The organism is Saliphagus sp. GCM10025334, assembly GCF_042663485.1.
Lineage (GTDB): Archaea > Halobacteriota > Halobacteria > Halobacteriales > Natrialbaceae > Natronosalvus.
Genome location: NZ_JBHTAF010000001.1, coordinates 1,493,271 through 1,506,690 on the forward strand (window position 1 = coordinate 1,493,271; position 13,420 = coordinate 1,506,690).

Annotated in this window: 17 protein-coding genes; 10 read left to right on the plus strand and 7 right to left on the minus strand. The window is 65.5% G+C overall.

Translation table 11 applies throughout. From position 1 onward, the window contains the following. Nucleotides 1-39: 39 nt before the first annotated feature. The 4 genes from ACFQO4_RS06965 to ACFQO4_RS06980 all read left to right on the plus strand — a co-directional run bounded on the left by ACFQO4_RS06965 (nt 40) and on the right by ACFQO4_RS06980 (nt 2,173). A complete protein-coding gene (locus tag ACFQO4_RS06965; RefSeq protein WP_497902395.1) occupies nt 40-267 on the plus strand; it encodes a hypothetical protein in 228 nt (75 codons plus the stop codon). A 105-nt stretch (nt 268-372) separates the two neighbouring features. Continuing rightward, nucleotides 373-804 carry a DUF5807 family protein gene (locus ACFQO4_RS06970; protein WP_500260198.1) on the plus strand — a complete coding sequence of 144 codons (432 nt, stop codon included), beginning with the start codon at nt 373-375 and terminating at the stop codon, nt 802-804. Between the two features lie 131 nt (nt 805-935). Next, nucleotides 936-1,628 carry a hypothetical protein gene (locus ACFQO4_RS06975; RefSeq protein ID WP_500260199.1) on the plus strand — a complete coding sequence of 231 codons (693 nt, stop codon included), beginning with the start codon at nt 936-938 and terminating at the stop codon, nt 1,626-1,628. 164 nt (nt 1,629-1,792) lie between these two features. Beyond that, the gene (locus tag ACFQO4_RS06980) at nt 1,793-2,173 is read left to right on the plus strand and encodes a hypothetical protein (RefSeq protein ID WP_500260200.1); all 381 of its coding nucleotides are present in this window, start codon (nt 1,793-1,795) and stop codon (nt 2,171-2,173) included. Nucleotides 2,174-2,212: 39 nt separating this feature from the next. On the opposite strand, the gene ACFQO4_RS06985 is transcribed toward ACFQO4_RS06980, so the two are convergent. Next, the gene (locus tag ACFQO4_RS06985; protein WP_500260201.1) at nt 2,213-4,060 is read right to left on the minus strand and encodes a PAS domain-containing sensor histidine kinase; all 1,848 of its coding nucleotides are present in this window, start codon (nt 4,058-4,060) and stop codon (nt 2,213-2,215) included. Between the two features lie 331 nt (nt 4,061-4,391). Here ACFQO4_RS06985 and ACFQO4_RS06990 point away from each other — a divergent pair, with 331 nt between their 5' ends. Further along, complete coding sequence (locus ACFQO4_RS06990; RefSeq protein WP_500260202.1) at nt 4,392-5,669, plus strand: tryptophan--tRNA ligase; 1,278 nt, start codon at nt 4,392-4,394, stop codon at nt 5,667-5,669. A 1-nt stretch (nt 5,670) separates the two neighbouring features. Here ACFQO4_RS06990 and ACFQO4_RS06995 read toward each other — a convergent pair whose 3' ends face one another. Further along, nucleotides 5,671-6,570, minus strand: coding sequence for an isoaspartyl peptidase/L-asparaginase (locus ACFQO4_RS06995; RefSeq protein ID WP_500260476.1), 900 nt, complete (start codon nt 6,568-6,570; stop codon nt 5,671-5,673). Between the two features lie 140 nt (nt 6,571-6,710). On the opposite strand from ACFQO4_RS06995, the gene ACFQO4_RS07000 reads away from it, so the two are divergent. Beyond that, nucleotides 6,711-7,010 carry a hypothetical protein gene (locus tag ACFQO4_RS07000; protein ID WP_500260203.1) on the plus strand — a complete coding sequence of 100 codons (300 nt, stop codon included), beginning with the start codon at nt 6,711-6,713 and terminating at the stop codon, nt 7,008-7,010. A 59-nt stretch (nt 7,011-7,069) separates the two neighbouring features. Next, entirely contained in the window at nt 7,070-8,332 is a 1,263-nt protein-coding gene (gene icd / locus ACFQO4_RS07005) for an isocitrate dehydrogenase (NADP(+)) (protein ID WP_500260204.1), read from the plus strand. Nucleotides 8,333-8,573: 241 nt separating this feature from the next. Here the strand turns inward: icd and ACFQO4_RS07010 are convergent, their stop codons facing one another. Then, the gene (locus tag ACFQO4_RS07010) at nt 8,574-8,975 is read right to left on the minus strand and encodes an ArsR/SmtB family transcription factor (RefSeq protein WP_500260205.1); all 402 of its coding nucleotides are present in this window, start codon (nt 8,973-8,975) and stop codon (nt 8,574-8,576) included. A gap of 97 nt (nt 8,976-9,072) precedes the next feature. Here ACFQO4_RS07010 and ACFQO4_RS07015 point away from each other — a divergent pair, with 97 nt between their 5' ends. Further along, complete coding sequence (locus ACFQO4_RS07015; protein WP_500260206.1) at nt 9,073-9,630, plus strand: DUF7509 family protein; 558 nt, start codon at nt 9,073-9,075, stop codon at nt 9,628-9,630. 108 nt (nt 9,631-9,738) lie between these two features. On the opposite strand, the gene ACFQO4_RS07020 is transcribed toward ACFQO4_RS07015, so the two are convergent. Further along, complete coding sequence (locus tag ACFQO4_RS07020; protein WP_500260207.1) at nt 9,739-10,077, minus strand: cupin domain-containing protein; 339 nt, start codon at nt 10,075-10,077, stop codon at nt 9,739-9,741. 107 nt (nt 10,078-10,184) lie between these two features. Here ACFQO4_RS07020 and ACFQO4_RS07025 point away from each other — a divergent pair, with 107 nt between their 5' ends. Together ACFQO4_RS07025 and ACFQO4_RS07030 are read left to right on the plus strand one after the other, a co-directional pair. After that, entirely contained in the window at nt 10,185-10,709 is a 525-nt protein-coding gene (locus ACFQO4_RS07025; protein ID WP_500260208.1) for a DUF5817 domain-containing protein, read from the plus strand. Next, the gene (locus ACFQO4_RS07030; protein ID WP_500260209.1) at nt 10,706-11,059 is read left to right on the plus strand and encodes a hypothetical protein; all 354 of its coding nucleotides are present in this window, start codon (nt 10,706-10,708) and stop codon (nt 11,057-11,059) included. Before ACFQO4_RS07025 ends, ACFQO4_RS07030 begins: the two co-directional genes overlap by 4 nt. A gap of 77 nt (nt 11,060-11,136) precedes the next feature. Here ACFQO4_RS07030 and ACFQO4_RS07035 read toward each other — a convergent pair whose 3' ends face one another. The 3 genes from ACFQO4_RS07035 to ACFQO4_RS07045 all read right to left on the minus strand — a co-directional run bounded on the left by ACFQO4_RS07035 (nt 11,137) and on the right by ACFQO4_RS07045 (nt 13,242). Continuing rightward, on the minus strand, nt 11,137-11,265 hold the full coding sequence (locus ACFQO4_RS07035) for a hypothetical protein (RefSeq protein WP_500260210.1): 129 nt from the start codon (nt 11,263-11,265) through the stop codon (nt 11,137-11,139). Between the two features lie 287 nt (nt 11,266-11,552). Further along, nucleotides 11,553-12,212, minus strand: a complete 660-nt coding sequence (locus tag ACFQO4_RS07040) for an ArsR/SmtB family transcription factor (protein WP_500260211.1) — start codon at nt 12,210-12,212, stop codon at nt 11,553-11,555. A 166-nt stretch (nt 12,213-12,378) separates the two neighbouring features. After that, nucleotides 12,379-13,242: a hypothetical protein gene (locus ACFQO4_RS07045; RefSeq protein ID WP_500260212.1), complete on the minus strand. Its 864-nt coding sequence runs from the start codon at nt 13,240-13,242 to the stop codon at nt 12,379-12,381. Nucleotides 13,243-13,420 lie beyond the last annotated feature (178 nt).

Below are 13,420 nucleotides of genomic sequence, written 5' to 3' on the forward strand. Positions count from 1 at the left end.
CAATTATTAACGAAGATTTCCGGACAAAGTAACGCTCATATGGGCCGATTCCGTACGATCGATCGATACCTGATCACCATGTTGGCCTTCCTGTCCGCCGATCCGACGACCGCAATCGCCATCGTCGCGAGCATCGCCCTCGTCTTGCTCGTGTCCATCGTCACGTTCTTCGCGCTGGCCCCGACCGTCTCCCCGACGTGGGCCGAGCGACTCGACGCCGGCTCGAGCGCGCGTTCGTTCGAACACGAACCGCAACACGGCGACTGATCGACAACGAACGACCGGTTTTCCTTTTTACCGCACCCGGCTCGAGTTCACCGACCCTGGCTCGAGTGCGCGCCATTTTTCACCCGTGACCTCCTCGAACGTGGTATGACCGAGGCACGCGAGGCATTTCTCGCCGGCGAACGACCGGAGGACGTAGCGCTCTTTCTTGCCGACTCCTACGTCTCCGACGACCGACTCGCCGAGTACGGCGATCCCGTCGAGGGTGGCGTCCTGATCGTCATCGACGGCGAACGTGGCCGAAACGCGTTCAAAGCGGCGACCGGCACCGGCGCGATGGAGTTCGCCAGGCTGGCGATGGAACACGAGGGGATCATCGACGACGACTTAGCTGGCGGCACCTGCCCGGACAAACCCGAGGGCGAGGAGGGCGACCACGGCGCCCAGTTCGTCTTCGCGTTCGCCGAGGAACAGAACGAGGAGGTCGGCGGCATCTACGCCGAGGGCGACGTCGTCCACGCCTACGCCCAGTGTACCTGCGGGACGGCCTACTCCGATCGCTGGGCGGTCCAGGGCTGACGTCGTCGACGTTTGAGGTCAGAACCGCGAGGGACGCCCGAGTTCTCGCCCACCGCTCGAGGGGCCGGACGCGCTCACCGCTCGAGGTTCTGGACGCAACGTTTTCCGTCCGGCCGACGTAGGCGCAACCCATGAGCGTCGATTCGCCGTACGAAACCGACACCGGAACCGGCTTCTCGAGCAGAGAACTGCAGGTCATCGGTGGCGCCACCATCCTGATGGCGATCAACGTCGCGCTGATGTACGCCGTCGTCCTCACCCCGCTCCAGGAGGCCAACGCGTACCTCTTCCAGTTCCCCATCGTTGGCGTGCTCGTCTACGGGGCCGCGATCACGGGCGGTGAGATCGTCGCCGAGCGCGGCGTCACGGGAGGGAACCTCGGCATCGCCTTCGTCGGCATGGTGATCCTCCAGTTCGCTTTCGGGGTCTTCGGCGCTGGCGTGCTCGGGTTCGTTCCGCGCGCCCAGCAACCGCAGATCCTCGCCGTCACGGCGGTCGTCGTCGCCGTCGTGACCGCCGTGATCGCCACCTACGTCTACGCCCGCTCGAAGACGTTCGAGTCCTGGGGTCGCTTCGCCACGTACGCCTTCATCGGGGGCGTGGTGGCCATCCTGATCGGGACGTTCGTCACCCCCGTCCTGCTGGCCGGCTTCGTCCTGATCTTCCTCGGCTTCCTGCTCCGGCTCGGCTACGAAATCTGGCAGGTCCGGGACAAACGCAACGCCTCGGTCGCCCTCCAGACCATCGGCGTCTACATCGCCGTGGCCGGGGTCTTCGTCCACGTGCTCCAGCTCGTGATTCGACTCCTGGCCTCGAGGGGGTGAATGGACGAATTTCGTCCGTGCTCGAGGATGTTCACCGATCGGTTCTCTCGCGTATCGATCGGGGTCAATGCTCTACCGGAGGCCGAGCGACCGCCACTCGTCGGACGCGTCTGACGGGCGACTGACTGACCTTTTTGGCGGGGTGTGTGGTAGCAGGAGACCCAATGGCTGTCACGTTCCGTGAGCTCGAAGCGGACGGGTCGAAAGCAGGTGACGAGGAGCCGGCGAGAGGGACCGAGACCAGAACTGAAAGTGAAAGCGAAGTCAGCGTCGACATCGACGCGGCGTACATGCGCCAGTGTATCGACGGCGACGCGTCGGCCGATCAGGCCTCCGACCGGGAAAAACTCGACGAACGCACCCTCCGACAGCAGGTCGCAGTTCTCGAGCGTCTGGTGCGCGCCGAACGACGGCGAAACCAGGCCGTGATCGACCACTACGAGCGGGTGCTCGAGGAGCGGGAAACGGACGGTGAGCGAGCGGGCCAGGAGTCTGAAATGGAGACGAAGTCTCTACTCGAGCGCGTGCTCTCGAGGCTCGGGTGAAAACGACAGTTCGAGAGGCAGCGACAGCGGCCGGCACCGCTACGAGTCGAACTCGAGTCCCGTGATTTCGAACCGGGCGCCGCCGTCCTCGCCGTCGGTAACCCGGATCGACCAGTCGTGGCCAGTGACGATCTGTTCGACGATGTAGAGACCGTATCCGGTGCCGTCGACCGATCCGGTGTACCCGAGGTCGAACACCTCGTCCTTTCGGCTGTCTGGAATCCCTGGCCCGTCGTCCTCGACGGCGAAGCCGCGGGGGATTCGCTCGACCCTGATTCGACCCTCACCCGCCGTTCGCTCGAGACCGTGTTCCACGGAATTTCGAAACAGATTCTCGAGGGCTTCCTGGACGCGCACCGAATCGCCGTACGTCACGCCCTCGAGCTCGTTCTCGAGGACGGCGTCGTCGGTCGGGACGTTTCGCCAGGCTCGATCCACGACGGCGGCGAGCTCGACCGGTTCGACCGAGTCGACGATCCGTCCGTGACGAGCGAGTTCGAGCATCTCGCCCGTGAGCCGTTCCATTCGATCGAGGGCGTGTTCGATCTCGTCGGCGTGATCGGGGTTGCCGCTGTCGCGATAGGCCTCGAGGTAGCCTCGCGCGGTGCTCATCGGGTTCCGAAGGTCGTGGCTGACGATGCTCGCGAACTGCTCGAGGTGTTCGTTCTGGGACTGCAGTCGGGCCTCGCGTTCGGCTCGATCGAGGGCGACCTCGACGTTGGCCGCGAGAATCTGGGCGAGGTCGACGCTGAACGGTTCGAGCGGCCCGCTGGTCGTCTCGAAGCCCAGCACGCCGTGAGAACCGAGCGGGAGTACCGCGACGACGGCGCCGTCCTCGAGGGTGGTTTCGATTCCGTCGGCGTCGAGGTACCGCGCCCCGCCCTCGAGCACGGATCGATCGAACGCGTCGCCGTAGCGGTCGAAGACCGCCCGGTCGTCACAGGCCGGTTCGAGGTGACCGTCCTCGAGGAGCGCGATACAGATCCGCGGCAAGTCGGGAATGTCCTCGGCGATGGCGACGGCGACGTGGGCGACGTCGGCGCGGTTCGAGGCCGAGACGAGGTCGCGACTCGCCTCGTGGAGGACGTCGAGCAGCTGTTCCTGTCGCTGTTGTTCGGTGACGTCCCGAGTGCTCCCCAGGACGCCGATGGCTTCGCCGCCGTCGTACCTGGCGGCCTTGCTCGTGCTCACCCAGCGATCGCGCCCCTGCCGATCGACGTAGTGTTCGATCTTGTTGATGATCGGCTCGCCGGTTTCTATGATCCGGCGCTCCTCAGCGAAGAGCTCCTCAGCCACCTCGGGCTGGAGGAGTTCGAAGTCGGTCAGACCAATCATCTGTTCGCGCGTGAGTCCGTACTCGTCGGCGGCGACGCGACTCGCGTCGACGATTCGGTGGTGGTCGTCCTTGAGGAAGACCTGGTGAGGGAGGTACTCGAGCAGGGACTCGAGTCGGCGGGCAGGCGATTGCGCCGGCGGTCCGCCGCCCGCCGCAGCGCGGAGTCGTCGCTCGAGCAGGGGAGAGCTGTCGGCGCCCGGACAGATGACGTCGGCCGCACCGGCGGTGAGCGTGGCCGTCACGGGCTCGAGTTCGTGGACGAGCGAGTAGACGACGACCGGGGTTGACCCCCCGACCCGGTCGAGTACCGCCTCGAGCTGGGTGAGGCCGTCGACGTCGCTGGCGTGACAGACGACGATGCAGTCGGCTGGCTCCCTGTCAGTGTTCGTGTTCGTGTCCAGGTCCATGTCCGCACCCGCGAGGTCCTCGGGCCGGTCGACGACGGTTACGTCGATGGTGGAACAGTCTCTCCGCAGCGTTTTCGCGAGCGCCTCGAGCGAGCCGTTCGGGCTCACGAGGGTGACGTCGATGTGGGATCGCGTTCGTTCCATACTGGTCTGTCGCTCGTGGTATAACTAGATTGTACGTTCATCACTCGGCGACAGTCAAAACCCTATTGGCCCGTTCAGATTTCACCGCCGGCTACCAGACCACCGAAACGCTCTTTGTCGGTTCGTCCGGAGAGTGAGTATGGCGTTCGCTCTCGAGTGGCGGTGGCGCGTGCGGTTCTCGAGAGCGGACAGTGTCGTCGTCGGTCGCGTCGATTGACCCGGCTCCCCGGTCGCGGCGGTCGTCGGTGCTCCCTTCGCTCCTCGCTTCTGGCGGCTTCAGGCCGCCGCGGTATCGTTTTCGATAGCACTGCGATTCAGTTTCAGTTCCGAGATGACACCGACACCATCGTCACCCACCGACGAATCGACATCGGACAATCAGACACCGGACAATAAGACGCGGACCGACCGCGACGACGATCGCGTCGACACCGATGCGACAAGCGAATCCGGAACCGACCACGCCATCGTCACCCCATACGCCGTCCGCGGCGAGGTCGACTACGACCGCCTGCTCGAGCAATTCGGCGCCGACCGCCTCACCGACGCGCAGCGGGAGCGCTTTCCCGATCACCCGACGATCCGGCGAGAGACGTTCTACGCCGGCCGAGACGTCGACGCCTTCCTCGAGGCCGCCGAGGCGGGCGACCCGCACGCCATCGTCACCGGTCGCGGTCCGTCCGGTCCGATGCATCTGGGTCACGTCCTCCCCTTTTACCTCGCGCGGACGATCCAGCGCGAGACCGGCGCCACGGTGTACCTGCCGGTCTCCGACGACGAGAAGTTCCTCGCGAAGAACCAGTCCTTCGCGTCCATCGGCCAGGCTACGCGCGAGAACCTGCGCGACCTGCTGGCGGTGGGCTTCGATCCCCAGCGAACTCGAATCGTGATCGATACGGCCGACGCGGACGTAGTCTACCCGGTCGCCGTCCGACTGGCGAAGCACCTCACCCCGGCGACCGTCGAGGCCGTCTACGGGGAGCAAGACACCGTCGGCCTGCAGTTCTACCCCGCCGTCCAGGCGACGCACCTCCTGCTCCCGCAACTCGTCTCGGGTCGCCAGCCGACGCTCGTCCCCATCGCCGTCGACCAGGATCCCCACGTCCGGGTCTGCCGTGACGTCGCCGCCAGAGAAGCGCTCCCGGTCGAGAAGCCGGGCGCCCTGCTCGGTCGATTCCTCCCCGGCCTCGAGGGGCCCGGGAAGATGAGTTCCTCGGGCGCGGCACCGTCGATCGAGCTGACCGATGGCCCGGAAGCCGTCGCCGACACGATTCGCGAACACGCCTACAGCGGCGGCCGCTCGAGCCTCGCAGCCCATCGCGAACACGGTGGCGACCCGACGGTCGACGTGGCCTTCCAGTACCTGCGCTACGGGTTCGAACCGGACGACGACCACCTCGCGACGGTCGCGGCCGACTACCGCGACGGGCGCCTCCTCAGCGGCGAACTCAAGGAACTCGCCGCCGAACGAATTTCGGAATTCCTGACCGACCACCAGCATCGCCGGGCAGCTCTCGGCAACCTCGAGGACGAACTCGCGCCGTACCGATTGACAGAGGAGGAGCGACGGACGGCGCTCGAGGCGGCGGGCGTGCCGAGTCTGGACTAACCTACTCCTCGAGCGAGCGACGCGAGACGCGGGCCGTCTGCATGGCGTCGCTGTTGTACGCCGCGCCGATCCCTCCGCGGGAGTCGATGGCGATCACGCCGGCGCTCGAGCCCGTCAGTTCGCCGAACTCCTCGATGGCGAGGTCCGTAGCTGCCTGCGCGTCGAGACCGCGCTCGACGTGGCGGGCGACGCGCCGCGAGAGGGTGACCCGGGCGATGTCCTCGCCGGCACCCGTCGCGCTCACGCCGGCGGCGGGGCAGGCGTAAAAGCCCGAGCCGACCTGTGGGACATCACCGACGCGACCAGCGAGGGCGAGCCACCGCCCGCCCGTGGAGGTGGCCGCCGCGATTCGGTTGCCGTCGAAGGCGACCGCACCGACGGTGTCGTGATCCTTCGGGTCGTCCCGGCCGTCAGGGTCGGATTGCCCGTACTGGTCGCGAATCCACTCGAGCTGGGCTTTCGGGCCGCCCTCGGGCGCCTCGAGGTCGGCCCACTTCTCCCGGGTACGTTCCGAGCGGAGGTCCACGCCCGTCTCGATTCCATACTCCGCGGCGAGCGCGACCGCGTGCTCGCCCGAGACGAATCCGTGGGGCGTCTCGTCCATGACCAGGCGGGCGACGCTGACGGCGTGCTCGACGCCGGGCATCGAACAGGCTGCACCGACATCCCGATCGTCGGTCATAATCCCCGCGTCCGTTCGGACGACGCCGTCGCTCTGGATGGCTCCGCCGACGCCTGCGTTGAACCGGGGCGAGGACTCGAGGACGTGAATCGCGCTCTCGACGGCGTCGACCGGCGTCTCACTCTCGGCGCCCTTGTTCGCGGCCGTCTCGAGGACAGTTTGCCTGGGTTCGGGCGCTTCGGGAGCGGTTCCGGCGCCACCGTGGACGATGACCTGCAGCTGTGACCGTGAGGACATACTGTGAGGCGGTTCCGGAACCCAAATGATTCTTGCCATCCCGCCGGCGGTCCAGTAGCGACGAACCTCTAACCTGAGACAATCCCACACACTTAGGAGGGCGCCGCTTGTACGGACCGGCGATGAGCCCGGTCGCGTTTCTGGTCATCTTCTGTGCGACGATGACCGCCATTGCCGCCAGTCGTATCGACTGGACCGCCAGCGACGAGTTCGGCGAACCGGAGGGAACGGCCGGCGTCGTCCTCGGGTTTACGATCCTCGCCATCCGCTGGTTCGGCCTCGCGGAGGGATGGCTCTCCTCGAGGTGGCTCTCGCTCGCGCTCGCACTCCTCGGGGCGGTCGCCGTCGTCCTTGGGCTGGTCGTACTGGCCGGCGACTCGAACGCGGACGACGCCCAGGACGCGAACGCGCTCGAGAAGTGAGCGCCAGCCAGCCCAAATGGGAGGTCTTTTACCCCCGAGCAAACCACCTACGAACGATCATGAGCTACGAGCAAGTCGAGGTCCCCGAGGACGGGGAGAAAATTACGCTCGCCGACGAGGAGACCGGCGAACTCGACGTACCGGCAAACCCGATTATCCCGATTATTCACGGCGACGGCATCGGCACCGACGTCGGCCCCGCCGCCCAGAAAGTACTCGACGCCGCCGCGGAAGCGACCGGCCGATCGATCTCCTGGATGCGCGTCTATGCCGGCGAGAGCGCCCGCGAGCGCTACGACGAGAACCTCCCCGAGGACACCGTCAGCGCGATCCGCGAACACCGCGTCGCGATCAAGGGCCCGCTGACGACTCCCGTGGGGGCCGGCTTCCGCTCGCTCAACGTCGCCCTGCGACAGACGCTCGACATGTACGCGAACGTCCGTCCGACCTACCACATCGACGGCGTCCCCTCGCCCGTCAAAGAGCCCGAGAAGATGGACATGATCACCTTCCGGGAGAACACCGAAGACGTCTACGCTGGCGTCGAGTGGGAAGCCGGCACCGACGAGGTCGAGCAGGTTCGCACGTTCCTCGAGGAGGACATGGACATCGCGGACGTCATCCACGACGGCCCGGTCGGCATCGGCGTCAAGCCCATCTCGGAGTTCGGCTCGAAGCGCCTGATCCGCGAGGCCATCGACTACGCCATCGCCAACGAGCGCGATTCCGTGACGCTGGTCCACAAGGGCAACATCATGAAGTTCACCGAGGGCGCCTTCCGTGACTGGGGCTACGAACTCGCCGAGGAGGAGTACGGCGACGACGTCATCACCGAGGACGAACTCTGGGACGAGCACGACGGCGACCAGCCTGAGGGCACCGTGGTCGTCAAGGATCGCATCGCCGACAACATGCTCCAGCAGCTGCTGACCCGTACCGACGAGTACTCTGTCATCGCGACGATGAACCTCAACGGCGACTACATGTCCGACGCCGCCGGCGCCCAGATCGGCGGTCTCGGCATCGCTCCCGGCACCAATTTCGGTCACGGCCGCTGTCTCGCTGAACCCGTCCACGGCTCCGCGCCGAAGTACGCCGGCGAGGACAAGGTCAACCCGACCGCGATGATCCTCTCGGGACGGGAGATGCTCGACTACCTCGGCTGGAAAGACGCCGCCGACCTCGTGCGTGACGCCGTCGAGGAGACCATCTCCTCCGGAACCGTGACCTACGACCTCCACCGCCAGATCGACGGTGGCACCAAGGTCGCCACGAGCGAGTTCGCCGACGCCGTCGTCGAGAACATCGAAAAGCTCTCATAGAGAGGTTTTCGAGCTCTGGCGGCTCTGCCGCGAGAACATCGAGAAACTGTCGTAGACATTTTTCGGGCGCAACGCCCGTTCCAATCTATCGATTTTTCGTTCATCGGATTCGAGTACCACGTTCGATCCTCGGCGGCTATCGCTCGAGCGGTCACCCACTCTCAATCCGGCCCAGCGAGTCCCCGTGGCGAAATTCCTCGTCTCACCGACGCGAATCTCTGGTACGTCTCGAGCGCGACGCTCAAGAATCGGTGGCGTCGTACGTCTCGAGGGATTCCCACTCCAGCCGAAGCAGTTCGCGGATGCCGTGTTCGAGAATCGCCTCGCCCATCCCGCTCGCCCGGTAATAGGAGTGGAGGCCGCGGCTGTCGGGCGTCTTCCGCTTCCGGTTCTCGACTAGCCCCACGTCGACCAGTTCGTCGAGGTGGTAGTGCAAGGTGTTCCCGCGCAGGTCGAGGGCCTCCCGGAGCTCGGTCGCGCTCATGGCACCGTCCTCGACGAGGGTGTTGAGGATGCGAAATCGGTGCTCGTTCCCGATCGCCCGCTGCATGTCGAGGTACGCCTCGAGCGGGAGGACGCTGTGTTCGGGAAGGAGCCCCTCGTCGTCCGAATGTCCGACGTCGCCGCGGGGTGCGCCTGCCATTACCGGAACGTAGTCTCGCCACCGTCTTAACAGTTCTCGAGTCGAGAGGTGCTGATAACGCGCATATTTAAATAGTGCCCGTTCGTCGGTCGGTTCGATGCGCGATCGCCTCCGCGACGCTCTCGATCCGATTCCCCGCGAACGCTTTCTCGTCTACCTGATGGGACCGTACAAGTCGATCGATCCCGATTCTGGTCCTGGCTCCGGAGCCAACGGCGACGACGAACTCTTCGACCTGCTCGTCACGCTTCGCGATCGGCTCCGGACCGAGTCCGGCGTGAACGCGTTTCTGGCTGTCGACCCGGAGATCCCGCTCGAGGAGGTCGACGCGGCGACCCAGAGCATCGCGTTCGCCCGGGCGAGCAACGCCGTCGTCTTCGTCCTCCCGTTCTCCGGGGAGAATCTCGGAGTCGGCATCGAGGTTGGGTCGGTGCTCGAGGACGTCTACCAGTCGGACGACCCGGAACGAGCGGAGCGAACGCTGGTTGTTCACGAGGCGGACGTCCGGAGCGCCATGCTCGGCGGGGTCACCCGTCGCTGGGACGCGACAGTCTACGACTACGAGGACGCGGACGAACTCGTCTTCCGGACGAAGGAGTTCGTCGGAAACGTCATCGCTCGGGAAGCGACCGGGTCGCTGTCGAGTCTCGAGTGACGATCGTCGACACTCGCGACAGCGATGGGCTCTCCGCCGGTAGGGAGGCGACGTTCGCATGGCGGGACGAGAGCGGCCCAATCACGACTCGAGCGACGGCTGGGCCCACTACTCCTGCCAGGTCGGATTCTCTCGCGGCGGGTCGAAGATGTCCACGCCGCGAACCGTCTCCTCGCCGCGATTCTCGGCAGCGTGGGGCTGGTCGCCGGGGATACCGTAGGCGTCGCCCGGCCCGCAGACGATCTCCTCGCCGTCGGTCAAGAACGTCAACTCGCCCTCGTAGATGAACCCCGTCTGCTCGTGGGGGTGGCTGTGCTCCTCGACGGCCGCGCCGGGTTCGATTTCGAAGTGCTGGACGTTCATCGAGTCGGTCCCGGCCATGATCGCGAGGTGGACGCCGTCGGCGGCTTCGGTGGTCTCGATGTCGGGCAGCGATACGTGATCCATGCGTCCGAATGGACGGCCACCACCGTAACGATTTGCGCCGCGGCAGGCGCGTTCACTTTCGCCACGGTTCCCGAACGTTCAACTGGACCCGCCCCGGACGAGAGCGTATGTACGCCGTCGTCGGGTGCAGCGAGTGTTCGCACCTCTGGTTGTTCGAGGGGCGATCCGAGACCACACAGTGCCCACGCTGTGGCTCTCGCAAGCCCTACGAGCGCCGCAAGAAGTTCGTCGAGACCGACGACCCCGACCACGCTCGCGAGGTGCGCGCTTCGATGCTCGCCAACCGGCAGGGCCAGGGCGAGGCCTTCGCTCGCGTCGACTCCTTCGCCGACCTCGAGAGCCGAGTCGCGGATGGCGTCGTCAGCGACGAGGACTACCTCGAGGAGTCGGGTCTCGACGTCGAGGAGGTCGCCGCCGCGGGTGAACGGGACCCGCGCCAGCCGACGAGAAGCGGGAGCAAGAAGGACGTCGTCGAGCAGGCGCTGTCGGATCTCGAGGAGCCGACCGAAGACGAGGTGATCGCCTACGCGGGCGACCAGGGGGTCGATGCGGGATACGTCCGAAAGGCCCTCGAGAAACTCGTTCGGGCCGGCGAGGTCAGCGAGAGCCGCGGGCGATATCGATCGCTATGAGCGAATCGCTCGAGGTCCAGCGGACGATCATCGGGCTCGGGCTCCTTCTGGCGGTGCTCGTGATCGGGTACGGTGCGGTCGTCTCCGAAACCGTGCTCGGCGTCGACGCAACGACGGCCGCGATGTGGGTCCTGGCCGGAACGTTCGCCGTCAGTTCGATCGTTCACGCCTGGATCGGCCAGTACGGCTTCGCGCTGGGTCACGCCGGCGGCGCCTTCGGCTGGGGAGCCGTCTTGCTCGGCTCGAGCGCCGCAGAGGTCGGCATCGGTCTGGCGTTGCTCGTCCTGTCGGGAGTCTATCTCGCCCTGATGGGGCGGCGCGGGGCGCGGACCGATGCGGCGTCGACATAGCGCTCGGTCTCGTGGTCGACCTATCTCCGCCCTCGTATTTGATCAGTCGCTCGACGTACTCACCTCGCGAACCGGCCTCAGAGGAGGCCGACCGCGGCACCGATCGACAACGCGAGGACGACGATCGTCAACACCAGTTCGGCCAGTAGCAGGTACTGGTAGAAGCGATACCGCTGCAGACGGGGGGATGGGCAGTCTCGAGTCATGGGGGTGGAGCGCCCGCCGGTGCTCGCCGAACGGACGCACTCATAGCTACCGGACGACGTGAAAAGTATCGTCGCCTTGGCCCCACAGTGAAAGTAAAAGTGGATTACCGCGATTAAAACGCCGCGGAGATGGCTCGTCGTGCAGTCTACGGATAGATGTGGGGTCAGTATCCGAGGCGATGACGAGTGAAAGTGATCCGGTTCGATCGGAGTCCCATTTAGGGTCCAGCCTCAGTTCCGATCACTGTCTCATTCCCAGCCTCAGTCGAGGTTCCGCTCGGCGCCACTCACGTCTCCGTCTTGAGTTCCCACCCGCGCTCGGTTCGCTGGACGACGCCCTCGTCGGCCAACCGCTCGAGTAACTCGGCGATAACCTCCCGCGGCGCGCCAACCTCGTGGCCGAGTTCGTCGATCCCTTTGGGTTCCTGGCGAACGCTCGAGAGCACGTCGGCGTGGATGCGACTATCCTGGCCGACGCCGACCTCCTCCGAGAGACGGTCGAGCGTCTCGCTGAGTCGTCCCTGCACCCACCGCTGGGCGAGTGAGAGTTCGTTTTCCAGGACCTCGAGGTCCTCGAGCGTCGAGAGGAGGTCGTCGAGGCCGTCAGACGACGCCCCGGAGACGTCGAGAGAGAGGTGTCGACAAGTCGTGATGTCGAAGGTGTTGTTCTCGGGATAGGCGCTCTTGCTGGCGAAGCCGTACGGCGAGACGTTCACCTCGAGGCGGACGTTGCGGGCGATGTGGAAGTACTTCCGTCGCTGGTCGTCGACGCGGCTCTCGACGAGGCCGGCCTCCTCGAGTTTTCTGAGGTGGTCGATGACGGCCTTCGGACTGACGCCGAGGTACTCGGAGATCTCGGTCACGTAGCAGGGTTTTCGCGAGAGGAGTCGCAGAATCCGTCGCCGGTTCTCGTTCCCGAGCAGATCCAGCAACGCAGCAGAGTCCATCTATCCGGTGTTGGCGATGGGTACTGAAAAGCGTGTCTCTCGTTTTGTAGCGTTTTCGAGCGTTTTCGAGCGTTTCGGCATGAGACCCGAGAGCGGCTTCACTCGAGCGACGAGAATTCGAGACAGTAAGTGGTGTGTGAGCAGGAATCCGCGGCGAACAGGTCGATCAGTCGTCGGTGTTGTTGGTGTCCTGGCTCTCGTCGTCGGTCGTCGATTCCTCGTCAGAGTCGTCAGTCGTCACGTCCTCATCGGACGCCGATTCCTCGTCGTCGGCGCGTTTGTCGGGCGTATCGGGCGGTGACTCGTCACCGGAACCGGCGCCTGGATCGTCTGGAGCGCCGTTACCCTGTCCTTTCTCCTCGCCGTTGCCTTCGTTCTCGTCTTCACCTGGCCCAGTTCCCTGACCGGCATCACTCCCCTTCTCCTGACCGTTTCCCGGCGAACCGTTCTGTCCGCCAGCGTGGTCGGGCGGTCCCCGCGGCGGGTCGATACCGGCAATCTGCTTCGCTCGCTCGGCGACTTCGGGGCCGGCCAGTTCGGACGCGTTCGCCCGTAACGTCTGAATGGACGTCGTATTGACGCCAGCGTCCGCCGCTCGCCGTTCGGTGCGGTTGATCGAGTCGTCGACACTCGCGAGTTCGACGGTCAGACGCGCCATCCGAACGTTGTACTCACCCGGGTGGAGTTCGTCTTTCTGCTCCTGAAGGGCCCGATACTCCTCCTTCAGGTCGGCGATTGTCGAGTTGTGCTCGTCGGTTCGTTCGGCGATCAGTGCGGCTCGTCGCTCCTCGCTGGCGTTCTGGAAGGCTGCCTCGAACATGCCATCGTCGACAGCGTGGGTGGTACTCACCGAGCTGGCTTGCATGAACGTCGACACTTCCTCCCCCATCGTCGAGCTATTCTCGGCCGTGGTCGACTCGCTCTGGCTGGCGAACGAACCGAGCCCCCCGGTGGCGGCCACGGCTGGGGCGACGAGGACGCCGACGACGGCCACAGCGACGAGACACACCACGGTACGGGTCGCAGTCATTACTCGGGGCTTCCCCAAACACGACTAAAAAGACGGAGTTTCGTTCGGACCGTTTTTGCGTTCACCAGAATCGTTCGAACCGTTTCGAGCGTTCAAATCGCCCGTGGGCGCCGTCGTCCGCCGACTAGTAATTCGAGCGTCGCTACCAGACCAGTCGCCTGTCGTTCGCGTGCTCGAA

Bases quoted from the DNA above. Each gene is read 5' to 3' on its own strand.
- ACFQO4_RS06965 (WP_497902395.1), top strand. From the start codon at position 40: ATGGGCCGATTCCGTACGATCGATCGATACCTGATCACCATGTTGGCC.
- ACFQO4_RS06970 (WP_500260198.1), top strand. From the start codon at position 373: ATGACCGAGGCACGCGAGGCATTTCTCGCCGGCGAACGACCGGAGGAC.
- ACFQO4_RS06975 (WP_500260199.1), top strand. From the start codon at position 936: ATGAGCGTCGATTCGCCGTACGAAACCGACACCGGAACCGGCTTCTCG.
- ACFQO4_RS06980 (WP_500260200.1), top strand. From the start codon at position 1,793: ATGGCTGTCACGTTCCGTGAGCTCGAAGCGGACGGGTCGAAAGCAGGT.
- ACFQO4_RS06985 (WP_500260201.1), bottom strand. From the start codon at position 4,060: ATGGAACGAACGCGATCCCACATCGACGTCACCCTCGTGAGCCCGAAC.
- ACFQO4_RS06990 (WP_500260202.1), top strand. From the start codon at position 4,392: ATGACACCGACACCATCGTCACCCACCGACGAATCGACATCGGACAAT.
- ACFQO4_RS07000 (WP_500260203.1), top strand. From the start codon at position 6,711: ATGAGCCCGGTCGCGTTTCTGGTCATCTTCTGTGCGACGATGACCGCC.
- icd (WP_500260204.1), top strand. From the start codon at position 7,070: ATGAGCTACGAGCAAGTCGAGGTCCCCGAGGACGGGGAGAAAATTACG.
- ACFQO4_RS07010 (WP_500260205.1), bottom strand. From the start codon at position 8,975: ATGGCAGGCGCACCCCGCGGCGACGTCGGACATTCGGACGACGAGGGG.
- ACFQO4_RS07015 (WP_500260206.1), top strand. From the start codon at position 9,073: ATGCGCGATCGCCTCCGCGACGCTCTCGATCCGATTCCCCGCGAACGC.
- ACFQO4_RS07020 (WP_500260207.1), bottom strand. From the start codon at position 10,077: ATGGATCACGTATCGCTGCCCGACATCGAGACCACCGAAGCCGCCGAC.
- ACFQO4_RS07025 (WP_500260208.1), top strand. From the start codon at position 10,185: ATGTACGCCGTCGTCGGGTGCAGCGAGTGTTCGCACCTCTGGTTGTTC.
- ACFQO4_RS07030 (WP_500260209.1), top strand. From the start codon at position 10,706: ATGAGCGAATCGCTCGAGGTCCAGCGGACGATCATCGGGCTCGGGCTC.
- ACFQO4_RS07035 (WP_500260210.1), bottom strand. From the start codon at position 11,265: ATGACTCGAGACTGCCCATCCCCCCGTCTGCAGCGGTATCGCTTCTAC.
- ACFQO4_RS07040 (WP_500260211.1), bottom strand. From the start codon at position 12,212: ATGGACTCTGCTGCGTTGCTGGATCTGCTCGGGAACGAGAACCGGCGA.
- ACFQO4_RS07045 (WP_500260212.1), bottom strand. From the start codon at position 13,242: ATGACTGCGACCCGTACCGTGGTGTGTCTCGTCGCTGTGGCCGTCGTC.